The organism is Streptomyces sp. NBC_00239, assembly GCF_036194065.1.
Classification (GTDB): domain Bacteria; phylum Actinomycetota; class Actinomycetes; order Streptomycetales; family Streptomycetaceae; genus Streptomyces.
Genome location: NZ_CP108095.1, coordinates 8,221,935 through 8,236,307, shown reverse-complemented (window position 1 = coordinate 8,236,307; position 14,373 = coordinate 8,221,935). Strand labels below are relative to the sequence as shown.

At 70.3% G+C, this 14,373-nt stretch carries 10 protein-coding genes and 3 pseudogenes; 5 read left to right on the top strand and 8 right to left on the bottom strand.

Annotation, left to right across the window (positions count from 1 at the left end):
- The first annotated feature begins 215 nt into the window (after nucleotides 1–215).
- Nucleotides 216–788: an HAD domain-containing protein gene (locus OG764_RS36405; RefSeq protein WP_328972613.1), complete on the top strand. Its 573-nt coding sequence runs from the start codon at nucleotides 216–218 to the stop codon at nucleotides 786–788.
- A 217-nt stretch (nucleotides 789–1,005) separates the two neighbouring features.
- On the opposite strand, the gene OG764_RS36400 is transcribed toward OG764_RS36405, so the two are convergent.
- A complete protein-coding gene (locus OG764_RS36400) occupies nucleotides 1,006–1,452 on the bottom strand; it encodes a DUF1772 domain-containing protein (RefSeq protein ID WP_328972612.1) in 447 nt (148 codons plus the stop codon).
- 91 nt (nucleotides 1,453–1,543) lie between these two features.
- On the opposite strand from OG764_RS36400, the gene OG764_RS36395 reads away from it, so the two are divergent.
- Entirely contained in the window at nucleotides 1,544–2,122 is a 579-nt protein-coding gene (locus tag OG764_RS36395) for a TetR/AcrR family transcriptional regulator (protein WP_328972611.1), read from the top strand.
- A 189-nt stretch (nucleotides 2,123–2,311) separates the two neighbouring features.
- A pseudogene (locus tag OG764_RS41840) lies at nucleotides 2,312–2,575 on the top strand (hypothetical protein); the annotation flags it as partial.
- 133 nt (nucleotides 2,576–2,708) lie between these two features.
- Here OG764_RS41840 and OG764_RS36390 read toward each other — a convergent pair.
- Together OG764_RS36390 and OG764_RS36385 are read right to left on the bottom strand one after the other, a co-directional pair.
- Nucleotides 2,709–3,062 (bottom strand): hypothetical protein, encoded by a 354-nt coding sequence (locus OG764_RS36390; protein ID WP_328972610.1) that lies wholly within the window; start codon nucleotides 3,060–3,062, stop codon nucleotides 2,709–2,711.
- 276 nt (nucleotides 3,063–3,338) lie between these two features.
- Nucleotides 3,339–3,941 carry a DUF6000 family protein gene (locus OG764_RS36385; RefSeq protein ID WP_328972609.1) on the bottom strand — a complete coding sequence of 201 codons (603 nt, stop codon included), beginning with the start codon at nucleotides 3,939–3,941 and terminating at the stop codon, nucleotides 3,339–3,341.
- A gap of 293 nt (nucleotides 3,942–4,234) precedes the next feature.
- On the opposite strand from OG764_RS36385, the pseudogene OG764_RS36380 reads away from it, so the two are divergent.
- Nucleotides 4,235–4,423: pseudogene (locus OG764_RS36380) on the top strand (transposase); the annotation flags it as partial.
- Nucleotides 4,424–4,578: 155 nt separating this feature from the next.
- On the opposite strand, the gene OG764_RS36375 reads toward OG764_RS36380, so the two are convergent.
- A complete protein-coding gene (locus OG764_RS36375) occupies nucleotides 4,579–5,784 on the bottom strand; it encodes a hypothetical protein (RefSeq protein WP_328972608.1) in 1,206 nt (401 codons plus the stop codon).
- A gap of 68 nt (nucleotides 5,785–5,852) precedes the next feature.
- Here OG764_RS36375 and OG764_RS36370 point away from each other — a divergent pair.
- Nucleotides 5,853–6,278, top strand: a pseudogene (locus OG764_RS36370) (IS5 family transposase); the annotation flags it as partial.
- Nucleotides 6,279–6,446: 168 nt separating this feature from the next.
- On the opposite strand, the gene OG764_RS36365 reads toward OG764_RS36370, so the two are convergent.
- From OG764_RS36365 to OG764_RS36350, 4 genes are all read right to left on the bottom strand, one after another.
- Nucleotides 6,447–9,062 carry a hypothetical protein gene (locus OG764_RS36365; protein ID WP_328972607.1) on the bottom strand — a complete coding sequence of 872 codons (2,616 nt, stop codon included), beginning with the start codon at nucleotides 9,060–9,062 and terminating at the stop codon, nucleotides 6,447–6,449.
- 402 nt (nucleotides 9,063–9,464) lie between these two features.
- Nucleotides 9,465–11,501 (bottom strand): FG-GAP repeat domain-containing protein, encoded by a 2,037-nt coding sequence (locus tag OG764_RS36360; RefSeq protein ID WP_328972606.1) that lies wholly within the window; start codon nucleotides 11,499–11,501, stop codon nucleotides 9,465–9,467.
- Entirely contained in the window at nucleotides 11,498–12,805 is a 1,308-nt protein-coding gene (locus OG764_RS36355) for a VCBS repeat domain-containing M23 family metallopeptidase (protein ID WP_328972605.1), read from the bottom strand. The genes OG764_RS36360 and OG764_RS36355 overlap by 4 nt, the downstream gene beginning before the upstream one ends.
- 170 nt (nucleotides 12,806–12,975) lie before the next feature.
- A complete protein-coding gene (locus OG764_RS36350) occupies nucleotides 12,976–14,343 on the bottom strand; it encodes an FG-GAP repeat domain-containing protein (protein WP_328972604.1) in 1,368 nt (455 codons plus the stop codon).
- Nucleotides 14,344–14,373 lie beyond the last annotated feature (30 nt).

Below are 14,373 nucleotides of genomic sequence, written 5' to 3'. Positions count from 1 at the left end.
AGCAAGATTTCCACGCTGTGCACGCCGCAGCAGCGTTCACCACTCCCCTGCAGGACCAGCTACGGGTCCTGGGACCCGCCCACGAAGTAGAGCTTCCGGGGTCCCCTTCCCGTCGCCGTTCCAGTCGAGGAACACGATCACGTCGGCGAAGACGGCCGGTCAGCGCCTCCCCGGCGCGCCCGACGGTGTCGGCGACGGCTCGCTACGGTGGTGTCATGACCGGTTCTGCTGTCCAGCGCCCGCTGCTCTTCCTCGACGTGGACGGTCCGCTCATTCCCTTCGGCGCGACGGAGCCGTACCCGACTTACCCGGCGGGCTCGGAGCCGCCCGGGGGCGACGCTCACCCGCTGCTCACCCGACTCGACCCGGGACACGGGGCGCGACTGGCGATGCTGCCCTGCGACCTGGTGTGGGCAACGACCTGGATGGACGACGCGAACGAGCTGGTCGCGCCGCGCATCGGCCTGCCGCGGCTTCCCGTCGTGACGTGGCCGGAGCCGTCCGCCATCGACGGCCAGGACGAACGGCTCGGCCTCCACTGGAAGACCCGCACCCTCGTCGAATGGGCCGCCGGACGCCCGTTCATCTGGGTCGACGACGAGATCACCGGCATCGACCGGGCCTGGGTCGCCACACACCACCGGGGACGAGCCCTCCTCCACCGCGTCGACGCCCGCCAGGGCCTCACTGACACCGACTACGTCTCCCTCGACGCATGGCTTCGCGAGGCAGGTCCCAGCACCACGGTGCGGCACAGCCCGGCCGGCGGGACCCGATCGCGCGGGTGATGTCGGAAGAGGTCCCGGTCCTACCGGAAGGCGGCACCGCTCATCGGGCGCACGAGAAGACTTGGTCATCCGCGTGTCAACTTCCGTTGAGGCACTGCGGCCCCGTGCATCGAGTCCGCCGTAGACATGGGCCCTTGGGCAGTGGGGGGCGTCAAAGCCTGAGGCTTCACCGCGGCCTCGGTGCTGCCTGGGTCTCCCACCGGGATCGGCCCGCGGTTCAGACGAGGGCGGCGGCCAGCAGGGTGAAGGCGGCGATGATGACGGCGACGCGGGCGTAGTGGTAGCGGTCCCAGCGGTTCGACTGCTCCTTCCAGTCGGCGGGCCGGTTTTCGGGGGTCCACGTCTTGCTCCGGTTGTTGATCGGGACGAGCAGCAGGATCGACATGATCACGCTGAGGATCAGCAGCGCGCCGGCGGTGACGACGAGTCCGGCGCCGTCGTGGTGCCGTCCGGCGATGGCCCAGACCGCGACGAGGACGAGCGAGCCGATGTACCAGACCGGCATCACGGCGCCGAGCATCCGGCCCCCGTGTGCGCGGCCGAGTTGGCCACTGTCCTCCGGGAGCGCGTTGAAGATCCGGTTCATGACGAAGGCGACGGAGAACTCCACCCCCACCATCACGCCGACGACCACCGTGGTGAAGACCTCGAGTGCGTTGAGCATGATGACCCTTCCTGGGATCTAGCGTTGCTAGCTGATGAGGCAAAGCTAGTACTACTGCCGCTCGATTGTCTAGCGGTGCTAGAATCGATTCATGTCGGTACAGGAACGCAAGCAGCGCGAACGGGCGGACCGCGAGCGCCTCATCGTGGCCACGGCCCGCGAACTCGCCGAGCAGCAGGGCTGGGACGCGGTCACCACCCGCCGGCTCGCCGAGCGCATCGAATACAGCCAGCCCGTCCTCTACAGCCATTTCCGCGGCAAGCGCGAGATCATCGGCGCCGTCGCCCTCGAGGGCGCAGCCGAGATGGCCGCGGCACTGCGGGCCGCGACCTCCGCCGCGGACGGCCCGCGCGCCCGGGTCACCGCCCTCGCCCGCACGTACCTCGACTTCGCCGAACGCAACCCGGCGGTCTACGACGCCATGTTCCAGCTCGATGGCGGCCTGGCGTTCGCGCACGAGGACACCCCCGAGCCGCTGAAGGACGCCTTCGCCGCCCTGCTGGAAAGCCTCGGCGACGTCGCCGGGGACGGCATCCACCCGGGACTGTTCACCGAGGTGTTCTGGGCGGCCCTGCACGGACTGGCCACCCTGACCCGGGCAGGACGGCTGCCGTCGGAGGACGCCGAACGGAGGGTAGAGCTACTGGTGGACCGGCTCGCCGTCCTCTGACCACCCGCCCGCCAACCCAAGCGCTCAGCGCGCCGCCAGGCCAGGCACCAACTCGCCAGGTCACGCGCCGAGTCACAACGGCTGTGACTTGGCGTCGTAGTCGGCCCTGCCGGCCAACTACGACGCTTGGGGTTCAAGCCCTGGTAGCCGCGAGCGCCGTTGTCAGAGTCAGTTGGCAAGATCGCCGCTATGAACAACGCCCCGACCACTCCGCCGCGGCCGTTCGACGTCACCGCGGTCTTCCCTCAATTGGCTCCGCTGGCACGCACGGCGACCCGGTTGCACCCGCCCCGGGTCTCCGTCACCGCAGGACAGCTCCATCGGCGGACCGCTGCTATGGCCAGCCGACGAGCCGTGGCCGCACTGCAACGGACCCCATGTAGTGGACGGAATCAACCCGGCCCTGCCCCCGCGGACGTGAGGCTGGAACGACGGATCCGTGCCGCCTCGCACGGGAACATGGGATTTCCGGGGTGACGTAGAGCCGAGAACCCCTGTATGCCCACCTTGCGGCCTCCCCGGTGACTCAAGCGCCGACAGGCGACAATGCCCTCGATCGGCTCCCCCGCTCCCCCCGCTCCCCCGCTCAGTGGAACTCGTGGATCACCTGGATCTCGCCGACGATGTGCGCGTTGAAGTCGTCGAGGTCCTCGGCAGGAACCCAGAGCTCGAGGATCGTCTGCCCGCCGGCCTGCTGGACGGGGTACCGGCTCACGAACTCCGAGTCGATCTCGAAGCGGGTGACGAAGCCGGCGCCGTCGTGCTTCACGTTCCAGTCCCGCGCGATCCTGATCGCGTAGTCCTCGTTGAGGACCGGGTAGAAGATCGGCTGCTCGGGCAACCGCGGCGGCCACGCACGCCAGTTCAGCTCACGGACCAGGTCCAGCTCCTTGGGGCCGGTGGGGCGCCACAGGGTCGTCGTTGCTTGCCGGCTGGTCATGTCGATCGTCGCTCTCTGGATGCCGGCCGCGCGTACCGCGGCCCGGGAAGTCGGACCATACGGCACCGCGCACTCGGCACATACTCGGTTTCCGCACCCCGGACCGGACGGCTCCTGCGCCAGGGCCAGGGCCAGTAGAGATGTGCCGAGCCCTGCGGGTCGAACGAAACGGCTCGCCTACTACAACCCGATGGCCCTCGGCGCTACGGACTTCGAGAACCTGCACGTCGGGCCAGCCTGCTCGGCGACGCCAAGGCTGAACGAAACCAAAGGGGTTCAGGTGTTGGCGCATTCGTCGACGACGGTGCAGGCGAGGCGGATGCCGCCCAGGTAGGTGGAGATGCCATCATCGCCGTGCATGTGGGGCGCGTCCTGCCACCACTGCGGCCACAGACCGCCTTCCTGGAGGAACTGGCCGGCCCGGTCGCCGTGCAGGACGGAGTCGGTGTACGCCAGGGCGCCCATGGCTGTGGGCTGGTCATAGGCGAGGTCGGGCCGACGCAGGTAGCGATCCAGGTAAGCGGCGAGCAGGTCGGCGTCCCGTGCGGTGCCGAAACTCGCCAGCGCCACGCAGTAGGCCCCACCCGCGCAGCACACCTCGCTCTCCAGCAGCAGTGCTCCCAGAATCTCGCGGAAGTGGTCACGGCGCGAGACGGCGGCGAGCCATGCCGCGGTGCGCCGCTCTCTCCAACTGCCTTCGAAGAGGATGGTGAGTTCGGCGTCGGAGACGGCATGCGCATCAGCGGCCAGGGCGTGAACGAACGGCTCGTACTCCTCGCGCGACATACGAAGTACCGATCCGCCGAGCTTCAGGTAGCGGCGCGCGGGCGCGCAATAGCGGCGGAACAGAGCCTGTATCTCAGGGTCGTGGCGGATCACCACCCCATCCTCTCTCAACAAGCACGCAGATAAGGGTGCGGGGCGGAATACGCCTGCGGATCCCGGGACGGGGGAGACGCCGCCTGGGACCCGGGTCGGGGTGAGCGGGGGTGTGGGCAGCACCCCACAGAAAGGCCCCCCGAACTCGAACGACACTTCGGACAGTGGCACCGGCGGCGGGGACAAGGGCTCACCCCTCAGCCCCTTGACTGGCGGCCTCAACTGAGCCCCTGCCTGAGCACTCCCCCCGGGGGCGAAGGGGTCGCGCCAAGGCCTGTCTGATGATTGATCTTGTGGCAGGTCGAGGTGAGTTGACGGAGGCGGCGTGGGAGTGGATAGAGCCCTTGTTGCCGCAGGTGGATGGGCGTGGTCGGCCGTGGCGTGATCACCGGCAGGTGGTCAAAGGTGTGCTGTGGCGGTTGCGGACCGGGGCTCCGTGGCGTGACCTGCCCGAGTGGTGTGTGCCATGGCAGACCGTCTGGTCGTACGCCGCCGCGGACGACCACGGAGTCGTCGAAAATCCGGGATGAAGAGTGACATGGCGGCTCCTGGTGCCTGGTGCTCCTGGTGCGCGGATGGCGGAACACCCCAGTCGATCCCCCCAGGGCGCGCCGCGCACGCCCCGGGAGGCCGTGTGTCAGCTCGGGCGCTCGTAGTTGGTCAGGACGCAGCCCTCGACCTGGGCCTTCTCCAGCCGGTAGCCGGCCGGCGCGGTGAAGCCGGTCTCGCAGTTCAGGTACAGGAACTGGAGCTGGTACAGCCCGCGGCGGACGTTCGCGTTGTTGGTCTCCACGGCGATGTTCGTGCCGACCAGCAGCTTGCTCGCAGTGGCCTTGAGGCGCCCGTCGTCCTGCAGGTCGGCCAGCTGCGCCGCCTTGGCCTTGGTCTGGAGGGTCTTCATGTCGGAGACGGTGTCCAGCCAGTTCAGGTTGTGCGCGCGCTGCTCCCCGCCGAGCTGGCCGCAGACCGCTCGCTGCTTGACGCCCCAAGCGCTCGCGGGGCCGTCGACGACCGGCATGTAGTCGATCGACTGCACTTGCTCGTCGGTGACCTTCATGCTCGTGCAGTCGACCGTGTGCGGGCTGACGAGCGTCTTCAGCTCGGCGATGCTGCCGGCGCTCGGCAGGCCCAGGCTGCCGGTGGACGGCTGGCCCGGCTTCGCGGCTCCCTCGGTGGAGGGGTCGCGGACCGCCCCGCGGTGGGGGCTGCCCTGGCCGTCGGGGCTGTTGACGTAGTCGGTGAGGAAGCAGCCCTCGACCAGGGCCTTCTCCTTCTTGAACCCCTCCGGAATGAAGATGTCGGGGTTGCAGCTCAGGATGCGCAGGTCGGAGTTGGGCGGGTCGACCAGGGACACGGCGGTGGCGGTCTTGAGCGCGGTCAGGGCGAAGGTCTTGCCCACGACCGTGCGGCTGGCGAGGTCGGTGTCGACCCGGCCCTCGGCGAGCAGCTTCGCGGCGTTGTCCTTGGCGGCCTGCTGGAAGGCCTTCATGTCCGGGGTCGGGAAGAGGACGATCTCGCCCCGCGCCTTCTCGTCCGTGCAGACGCCGCGCTCCGTGATGCCCCAGTCCCCGGCGCCGATGAACCCGCTCAGCGGCACCCGGCTGTCGTTCGGGTCGGTGCTGAGGTTCTCGCAGGACGTGTACTGCTGTACGTGGGCCTGCGCCCCGGCCAGCGTGGCGGGCGCGGCGCCGGCGGCCGTGGGAGAGGCGGGGGCGGCGCCCCGAGCGCTCGCGGAGGGGCTCGCGGCGGGCGGGCCCGGCTTCGGGGAGTCCTCGCAGGCGGTGGCGAGGGTGGTGAGCGCGGCGAGGGCCGCGGTCGCGGCGGATATCCGCTGGAGGCGCATGGGTGTCTTCCGTCGGCTGGACAGGGCGCGGGGGATGGCGTGCCCATGCTAAGGCCTGTCTTGATCTTGTGGCAGGTCGAGGTGAGTTGACCGGAGGCGGCGCGGGAGTGGATAGAGCCCTTGTTGCCGCAGGTGGATGGGCGTGGTCGGCCGCGGCGTGATCACCGGCAGGTGGTCAAAGGTGTGCTGCGGCGGTTGCGGACCGGGGCTCCGTGGCGTGACCTGCCCGAGCGGTATGGGCCGCGGCAGACCGTCTACGAGCGGTTTGCCCGCTGGGAGGCGGACGGCACGTGGGCAAGACTGTTGGAGCACGTGCAGGTCCGTGACGACGCGGTGGGCCGGGTGGAGTGGACCGTCGCCGTCGACTCCACGATCAACCGTGCTCACGAGCACGCCGCCGGCGCACGTAAGAGGGGGCTGCGGACGGGGAGGAACTGGAGGATCCGGTCGGCTCGCAGGCGCGCCAGGCCCTCGGCCGGTCCCGAGGCGGGCTGGGGAACACCGTCGAACGCCTGATCAACAAGATGAAGGCCTGGCGAGGCGTCGCCACCCGATACGACAAAACCCGGACAGCTACCTCGCCGGCCTCCGCCTCCGCGCCGCAATGATCTGGATCGACGACCTACTCAAGACCACCGAATGATCACGACATCACACAGGCCCTAGTGGATGCCGCCGGTGTAGACCTGCCAGCCGGTGCCGATCCGGACGGGCTTCATGATGTCGTCCAGGGGGATCCGCCAGATCGTGCCCGAGGTGTCGCGGGCAACGAGGTCGTGCGACTCGTCACCGAAGTAGTAGGAGCCGCCGCGGCCGACGTGGTCGCCGGTGAGGTCGCCGATGTTGACCACGGCGTTGTACGACGCACCCCAGTTCTCCGCTCTGAGGGAACGGGCCCCGAACTTCCCGGAGCCGTCGCTGTTCATGCGCCACAGCTCGTTGCCCTTGTCCTGCAGGAGCAGACCACCGCCCCCCGCTCCTACGATTTTCTTGTAGTCCTTGAAGCCGGAGCCGAGGGAGACCCGCGGGGCGAGGATCCCGGAAGCGGTGGTGGTGTACAGGTACAGGACGCCGGTCTTGGGGTCGCGGGCGACCAGGTCGGGACGCCCGTCCTTGTTGACGTCGCCGGGCGAGGTCATGATGTCGTACGCGTTCCAGCCCTTGCCCAGGACCTTGTGGCTGGTCGTCGGCTTGAGGGCGGCCCCGCAGGCGGGGGTGTAGCGGCGCATCTCGCCGTCGGGGAAGCGGATCAGGGTGTCGTTGCAGCGGTCGCCGTTCATGTCGCCCATGGGGACCGGGCGGAAACCCTTGGGCCAGCCGGTCGTGGTCACGCTGCCGCTGAAGTTGTCGATGCCGGAGTGCCCGTACGCGGTGCGCAGGCTGGTGCCGTTCACGGACATGATGTCGCCGGTGCCGTCCGGGGCCTCGGTCTTCGCGCCGTAGTCGCGGAACACGGCTGCCCCGCCGGACATGGTGACGGCGCCCGACGCGAGGAAGATCGGGACCGTGCCGCCGGCCGGGGTGGCCTTCAGCGTCCATGTGAGCGGCCCGTTCGGGGTGATGGCCTTGTTGTTCGTACGGCCGTTCCAGGCTGCCGTGATTTTCTGGGCCTGGACGCTGCCGCCGAAGGTGCGGACCTCCTCGCCCCGCTCGGCGTCGGTCAGGGTCACCGACCACGAGGACACGGGCCGGTTCAGGGTCCACACAGGGGCCCAGGCAGTGCCGGTGGCCTTCCCGCCGAGCACGGCCGTCGCGGGAACGGCGGAGCCCGTCACGGCGAGGGACGCCAGGGTGTCCGAGGTGTGGAGGACCTGCCAGTCCCGCCTCCAGATCGCCGCGGCCGAGCCGCCGGTGCCGGCGGCGACGGCGGCGTTCTCCCCGGCGCCGTACCGCTGCTCGGGGTTCCGGGCGGAGCCGGGCAGGACGGCAGGGGCGGTCCAGGCGTTGTCGGAAGTGGTGCGCGTCGCGTGGCCGAGGACCCGCTGCGGGACGCCGCCGACGGTCGTGTCCTCCTCCCACAGCACGCGCACGGTGCCGTCCGGGCCGATGGCGGCGCTCTGCAGCCGGGTGTCGCGGCCCTGCAGGTCGAGGTACTTGTCCTTGGCCCAGGTGCCGGAGCCCGCGGTCAGGGTGGCCGTGGAGACGCCCGAGGTGACGCGCTCCGCGTCGCCGCTCCAGTCCTGCCAGGCCAGGGTCACGTCGCCGTCGGGAGCGATCAGCGGTTCGGGGGCGTCCACCGACTCGACGAGCGCGTTCGCCGGGACGCCCAGGACCGGACCCCAGTCCGCCGCGCCGGTCCTGCGGACCGTCGCGCGGATGCCGGCCTCGGCCGTGCCGTTCGGGATGCCTTCCAGCCAGGTCATCGCGAGGGAGCCGTCCGGTCCGGAGCCGAGGTTGGGTCCGCGGGTGGCCTTGCCGGGCGCGGACACCACCACGGGCGCGCCCCAGGCGGCCGCCGGTCCGGGCCGGGTGACGGTCTTGACCGTGTACCGGCCGTCAGCGCCGTCGGCCAGGTAGCCGATCACGGCCGTGCCGCTGGCGTCCACGGTCACGTCGGGGCTGCCCACCCGGCCGTCCGCGTCGGTGTCGATGTCGATGTCGACCGGTGCCGACCAGGTGCCGTCGGCCGCCTGGCTCGCGGTGGTGATCGTCCGCGCGGTGTTCTCGACCGCGTCGGCCGGGTTCGGGGACGACTCCCACACGGCGGTCAAGGTGCCCCGGGGGCCGGCCGCGAGGCCGACGGCCACGATGTCCTTGCCCGGAGAGGCGCCTTCGTGCTTCACGAGCGCGTGCTTGCTCCAGGTGCTGGAACCGGGCGCCAGGGTGGCGGCCACCAGGTCGGCGGGGCCGGACTCGCCGAGCGGGTCGTACCAGTGCTCGGCCCACAGGACCGTCACGCTGCCGTCGGTGCCGGACACCAGCCGGACCGTGGACTGCGGAGTGTGATCGGAGCTGAGCACGCGCGGGGCGCTCCAGTTCCGCTGGTGCGGCGGCCGGACGGACACGTACAGGTAGGGTCCGTACTCGTCGTCCGGGTCCTCGTTCCCCCGCCACACCGCGACGGCGGTCCCGTCGGAGGCGATCGTGATCCACCTGCCGACGGGGGAGGCAGAAGTGCCGGGTATTTCGGCGGGCCGATTCCAGGCCGGCGGCGCCACCGCGGCCGCCGCCGGACCCGCCGTGAGCAGCGGCTGCACGAAGCCGCCGGAGACGATCAATGCTGCGGTGGCCACCGTGGCGGCCAGCCGGCCGCCGTGGTCGCGGGCATGTACGCCCATCAGACAGGGTCCTTCCCCCGAAAAGCAGTGTGGATCAGGGGGTTGGACTGCCGACACGGACAGAGGGTTGTACGGAAGTCCCGGCTAGTGCTGCGTTCCTTCCGGCTCCGCGCGACCTGCTTCCCACCCACGCTCAACCGCCCCTGGAGCGCCTTGACCTGTCGCTGTCCGACCCGAACCACGGTCAGGGCCCCCGCCCGAGGGAATCGGAGGCCTGAATGTGCGGTGCACGCTTGAGGGAGTGCTCCGCACGATGCTCTGTCACCAGCCTCACGGCCTGGAGCGGCAGAGAAATCAGAACGGTTCGCTCATCCCGGGGCGGTGGTGTGTGACGCATACAGGCCCGCGGAGTCGGGATGCCGAGCCGGTCCTGAGCTTCTGGCTCAGGACCGGCTCGGCGGGCTACCAGTTCGACCCGATCTGGACGCGCGGTCCCAGGGTGTTCGCGCCCGTTCCCGGATAGAGGTAGAAGGGTCCGCCCGTTGTGGGCGGGGCCTGCACCGTGACGATGTCGCCCTTGCCGTCGGCGTTGAAGTCGGCACCGGCGAGCTGGCGCATGACCTGCCAGTTGCTGCCGATCTGCGCGCGGTCGCCGAATCCGCCGGCACCGGTGCCGGGGTAGGCCCACAGCAGGCCCTTGCGGTCGACGGCTACGAGGTCGGCCCTGCCGTCGCCGGTCAGGTCGCCGGGGCTGGCGAGTTCGTTCATCGAGTCCCAGCCGGCTCCGATCGGGGACGGATTGGCCAGCGTGCTGTTCCCATTGCCGAGGTATGCCATCAGCGCCCCCTCTGGGGTGATGGCGAGCAGGTCGGGCCTGCCGTTGCGGTCGACGTCGATCACGGTCAGGTCCCGCTTCCCTCCCCAGTCCGTGCCGATCTGCGTCCGAGCGCCCAGGCTGCCCTGCCCGTTGCCCGGGTACAGCTGGAGCGTGCCGGTCGCCTTTTCGACGGCGACCAGATCGGCGTCGCCGTCGCCGGTGAGATCGCCTGCGGCGAGCTTGCCCATGGTGCCCCAGCCGACGCCGATCTGCGTGCGCGTACCGAGGGACCCGTCTCCGTTGCCCGGGTAGAGCCACAGCTTGCCCGTGGCCGCCTCGACGCCGACGACGTCCGCGCGGCCCTCCCCGGTGAAGTCCGCGGCGGTGAGGTGGATCATGCCGGCGAGCGCGGGGGGCTCCGGCCAGGCGGTGTGGTAGGCCATGCGGTCTCCCGGACGCTCGTTGACCATCCACAGCTCGCCGGTGTCGGGGCGGTAGGAGAGGTTCTGGTTGTAGATCGCGGTGCGCGTCATCAGCCACACGGGTTCGTCCAGCTCGCCGTGGTAGAGGCAGCTCGGAAGATGCGTGTCGCCGCCGTCGACGTACTCGGGGCAGGGCGCCGAGAGCGTGAACCGGCCGTTGTTCATGGCCACGCCCTGGGTTCCCCCGATGGGTGACCTGTATGCGTCCTGAGCCTGGACGACCCCGGCGGTGGCCTTCAGCACCCCGGTCGTGGGGTCGATGGGCCAGCGTACGAGGGGTGATGCGGACCGGTCGAAGCGGTCGCCCACGTTCCCGGGGTCCATCTCCGCGGTGACCAGGGCCGGCTTGGACCCCGAAAGGTCGAGCGAGAGCGCGGAGATGCAGGGGCGCTGCGGCAGTGAAGCGGGCGAGTAGGTCCCGCAGCCGGTGCCGGCCCCTGTGTACTGGTAGCTGCCGATCCGGGGCAGCACGTACGTACCGGAGTCCGTGCGCCAGATCCTGGTGGTGTCGAAGACGTTCAGGGAACTTCCGAGGCTGGCGACGTAGAGGCGGGTGCCGGCCCAGACGACTCCGTTGGCGTGGCCGTCGCGAATCGCGGTGTAGCCGCTGCCGTCCGCGGTGAGCGCGACGAGTTGCACATTCCGGTAGCGCACGGCGGACGGGTCCGTGGCGTCGGCGACGCTGATCCGCTCGGTGCCGCCCGGCCCGTACCAGCTGGTCAGGACGGCTTTGCGGCTTCCCACAGTGCCGTGCGTGACCCCTTGCGGATACCAATACGTCGTGGCGTCGTCCGTCTCCGACCAGCAGAAGCCCTGGGCTCCGTCGATGTGGGTGTTGTGGCACAGCGGCCGGGCGGGGGTGGTGTGCGCCGTGTCGGTGAGCACATCGGCGAGGGTGGCGCGGGTGACGCCGGGGTGGGTGGTCGGATAGGCGTCCACCCTGGGCTCGTCCGTGCGGCTGAGGTCTTTGAGGCCCATCCCTGTGGTGGCGGTCTTGGTGATCGCGTTCGGGGTGGCGATCGAGGCGTCGGGGACGTGGGGGATGGCCGCCGCGGCCTGCGAGGCGGTCACGATGCCGACGACGGCGCAGAGGAGGGTGCCGAGGGTCGCGAGGGCTGTGGCCCGTGTACGCCGGGGGGAACGGGCCCCGCTCCGCATCGCTGTCCTTTTCGTCCTGGTCGTGGGCGGATTGCTGCTCATGAGGTGAAGTTCCAGCCGCCGCCGTTGTCGACGCGGGCGCCGAACTGGCCGTTGCCCAGGCCCGGGTAGATCCACAGGTGCCCGTCGTTCTCGCGGGCCACGAGGTCGGCCTTCCCGTCACCGGTGTAGTCGCCGGCGCCGCTCACGCTGGACATCACACCCCAGCCCGTACCGGCCTCGACACGGGATCCGAGCTGACCGTTGCCCAGACCGGGGTAGAAGAAGAGCTTGCCGCCGGCCTCCTCCACGGCGACGACGTCACCCTTGCCGTCGCCGTTCAGGTCGCCCGTGCCGGACACGGTGCTCATCGCGTCCCAGTTGGAACCGATGGCGACGCGGGTGCCGAAGTGCCCGTTGGTCTGCCCGGGGTAGAGGTAGAGCGTGCCGGTCTCCTCCTCGGTGGCCAGCAGGTCACCTCGGCCGTCGCCGTTCAGATCGCGGGCGCCGGCGATGCGCATGGTGTTCCAGCCGCCGCCGTTGTCGACGCGGGCGCCGAGGTGGCCGTTGGACTGGCCGGGGTAGACCCACAGCTTGCCGGTCGACTTCTCCACCGCCAGGACCTCGGCTTTGCCGTCGCCGGTCACGTCTCCGACGCCCGAGACCTGGTCGATGCTCCCCCAGCCGCCGTTGTCGATGCGCGTGCCGAGGCGGCCGTTGCCCAGGCCCGGATAGATCCACAGGGTCTTGTCGCCCGTTCCGGCGCGAGCCACCACGTCGGGCTTTCCGTCACCCGTCAGGTCCCCGACCGCCGACACCGGAGCCGGCGAAGGTGTCTCAGGGGAACCGCAGTTGGCGCTGGTGAACGTGCGGCTGGCACCCGTGAACGTCACTCCGTCGAAGACGGCGGGCCGGCCCTCACCGTTCAGCGTCTGTTCGAAGTGCAGGTGTGGGCCAGTGGACTTGCCGGTGTTGCCGACGCGGCCGATGAGCTGGCCGGCTTGGACGGTCGCAGCTGCGGATATCTCCGTACGGGACAGATGCGCGTAGTGCGTGGTCCAACCGCCGCCGTGATTGATCCGTACGTGGATACCGGCCCAGCCTCCGCTGTTGCCCGCGACCTCCACCGTTCCGGCGGCACTGGCGACCACGGGGCGGCCCGTGTCGTCACCCGGGTAGTGGTTGAGGTCGACCGAGTACTGGGGGTCGTGGCCGGGGTATGTGGCGGCTGACCAGGTCTCACCGCAGGGCGCGGGCAGTTGGAAGTCGGGGCGCTCGGCCGCCTGGGCGGCCGACGGGAAGGTGATGACCGTGGCGGCGACGGTGGCTGCGACGGCGACGGCGGACTGGAGCAGACGCTTGGACATGGGTGACTGACCACTTTCGGGCAGGGAGAAGTTCAAGAGGTGAGAGAGGACTGCTCGGCGCCGGGACAGGGACGCCGGGGCAGTAGGCACAAGGCTCGAAGGCAGGGGCCCGGGGCAAGGGGCCCGGCGAGGGGCGGGGGCCCTGGCGTGAAGCCGGGCCCCCGCTGCGGTCAGCCGGTGAAGTTCCAGCCGCCGCCGTTGTCGACGCGGGCGCCGAACTGGCCGTTGCCCAGGCCCGGGTAGATCCACAGGTGCCCGTCGTTCTCGCGGGCCACGAGGTCGGCCTTCCCGTCACCGGTGTAGTCGCCGGCGCCGCTCACGCTGGACATCACACCCCAGCCCGTACCGGCCTCGACACGGGATCCGAGCTGACCGTTGCCCAGACCGGGGTAGAAGAAGAGCTTGCCGCCGGCCTCCTCCACGGCGACGACGTCACCCTTGCCGTCGCCGTTCAGGTCGCCGGCCCCTCCGACCGTACTCATCGAGTCCCAGTTCGAGCCGGCATCGATGCGGGCGCCGAAGTGCCCGTTCGACTGGCCCGGGTAGACCCAGAGCTTCCCGGTCTCCTCCTCGACGGCCAACAGGTCGCCCCGGCCGTCGCCGGTCAGGTCACGGCTGCCGGCGATGCGGATGTCGCCCCAGCCGCCGCCGTTGTCGACGCGGGCACCGAGGTGGCCGTTGGACTGGCCGGGGTAGACCCACAGCTTGCCGGTCGACTTCTCCACCGCGGTCACATCGGACCGGCCGTCGCCGGTGACGTCGCCGACGCCGCTGACGCGCTCCATCGTCGACCAGCCGCCGTTGTCGATGCGCGTGCCGAGGTGGCCGTTGCCCAGGCCCGGATAGATCCACAGGGTCTTGTCGCCCGTACCGGAGCGAGCCAGCACGTCGGGCTTTCCGTCGCCGGTCAGGTCCCCGACCGCCGACACCGGAGCCGCTTCCTGGGCGGGGCTGGGGCTGTCGGCGATGCCCTTCGGGCCGATGAATCTCAGTGCCCTGCCGGCGCCGACCGGGCTGCTGTTGGTACGCCAGTCGAACCAGTCGTGGTTCCGGACGCCGCCGCTCTCGTTGCCACCCACCGTCTTGATCCTGCGGCCGTCGGCGGAGACCGCGACGACCAGGTTGACGTGCTGGGCCTCGCCGTCACTGAGGCTGCCGTCCGAGTCGTACAGGACGGCGTCACCGACCTCGGGAGTCGAGTGGAAGGTGCCGTTCTGGCTGCCGTACGTGTTGAAGCTGATGGCGGCGGCCGTGAGCGTGCCGGTGCCCTCGGCACCTGCCTGACCCCACACCCAGCGGGCGAAGTCGGAGCACCATGCGCTCGGATGGTTGCATCCGTAGTACGGCGAGCAGCCGTTGCCCACTTGGCTCAGTGCGATCGAGGCGACCGTGGGTGCGGTAGCGGACGCCGTCGTGGCCCCCGTCACCGTGAGGAGGGGCGCGGCAACGGCGGTGGCCAGGGCCAGACCGGTGAGCTTGCCGCGGAGCTTGTGGGAGAGCCGAGAAGGCGAAGGCGACGAAGAAGAGGAAATGGACATGCTTTAACCACCCCTGAATACGATTCGGAA

Excerpts from the sequence above, each read along its gene's own strand:
- OG764_RS36405 (WP_328972613.1), top strand. The coding sequence starts at position 216 with ATGACCGGTTCTGCTGTCCAGCGCCCGCTGCTCTTCCTCGACGTGGAC.
- OG764_RS36400 (WP_328972612.1), bottom strand. The coding sequence starts at position 1,452 with ATGCTCAACGCACTCGAGGTCTTCACCACGGTGGTCGTCGGCGTGATG.
- OG764_RS36395 (WP_328972611.1), top strand. The coding sequence starts at position 1,544 with ATGTCGGTACAGGAACGCAAGCAGCGCGAACGGGCGGACCGCGAGCGC.
- OG764_RS36390 (WP_328972610.1), bottom strand. The coding sequence starts at position 3,062 with ATGACCAGCCGGCAAGCAACGACGACCCTGTGGCGCCCCACCGGCCCC.
- OG764_RS36375 (WP_328972608.1), bottom strand. The coding sequence starts at position 5,784 with ATGCGCCTCCAGCGGATATCCGCCGCGACCGCGGCCCTCGCCGCGCTC.
- OG764_RS36365 (WP_328972607.1), bottom strand. The coding sequence starts at position 9,062 with ATGGGCGTACATGCCCGCGACCACGGCGGCCGGCTGGCCGCCACGGTG.
- OG764_RS36360 (WP_328972606.1), bottom strand. The coding sequence starts at position 11,501 with ATGAGCAGCAATCCGCCCACGACCAGGACGAAAAGGACAGCGATGCGG.
- OG764_RS36355 (WP_328972605.1), bottom strand. The coding sequence starts at position 12,805 with ATGTCCAAGCGTCTGCTCCAGTCCGCCGTCGCCGTCGCAGCCACCGTC.
- OG764_RS36350 (WP_328972604.1), bottom strand. The coding sequence starts at position 14,343 with ATGTCCATTTCCTCTTCTTCGTCGCCTTCGCCTTCTCGGCTCTCCCAC.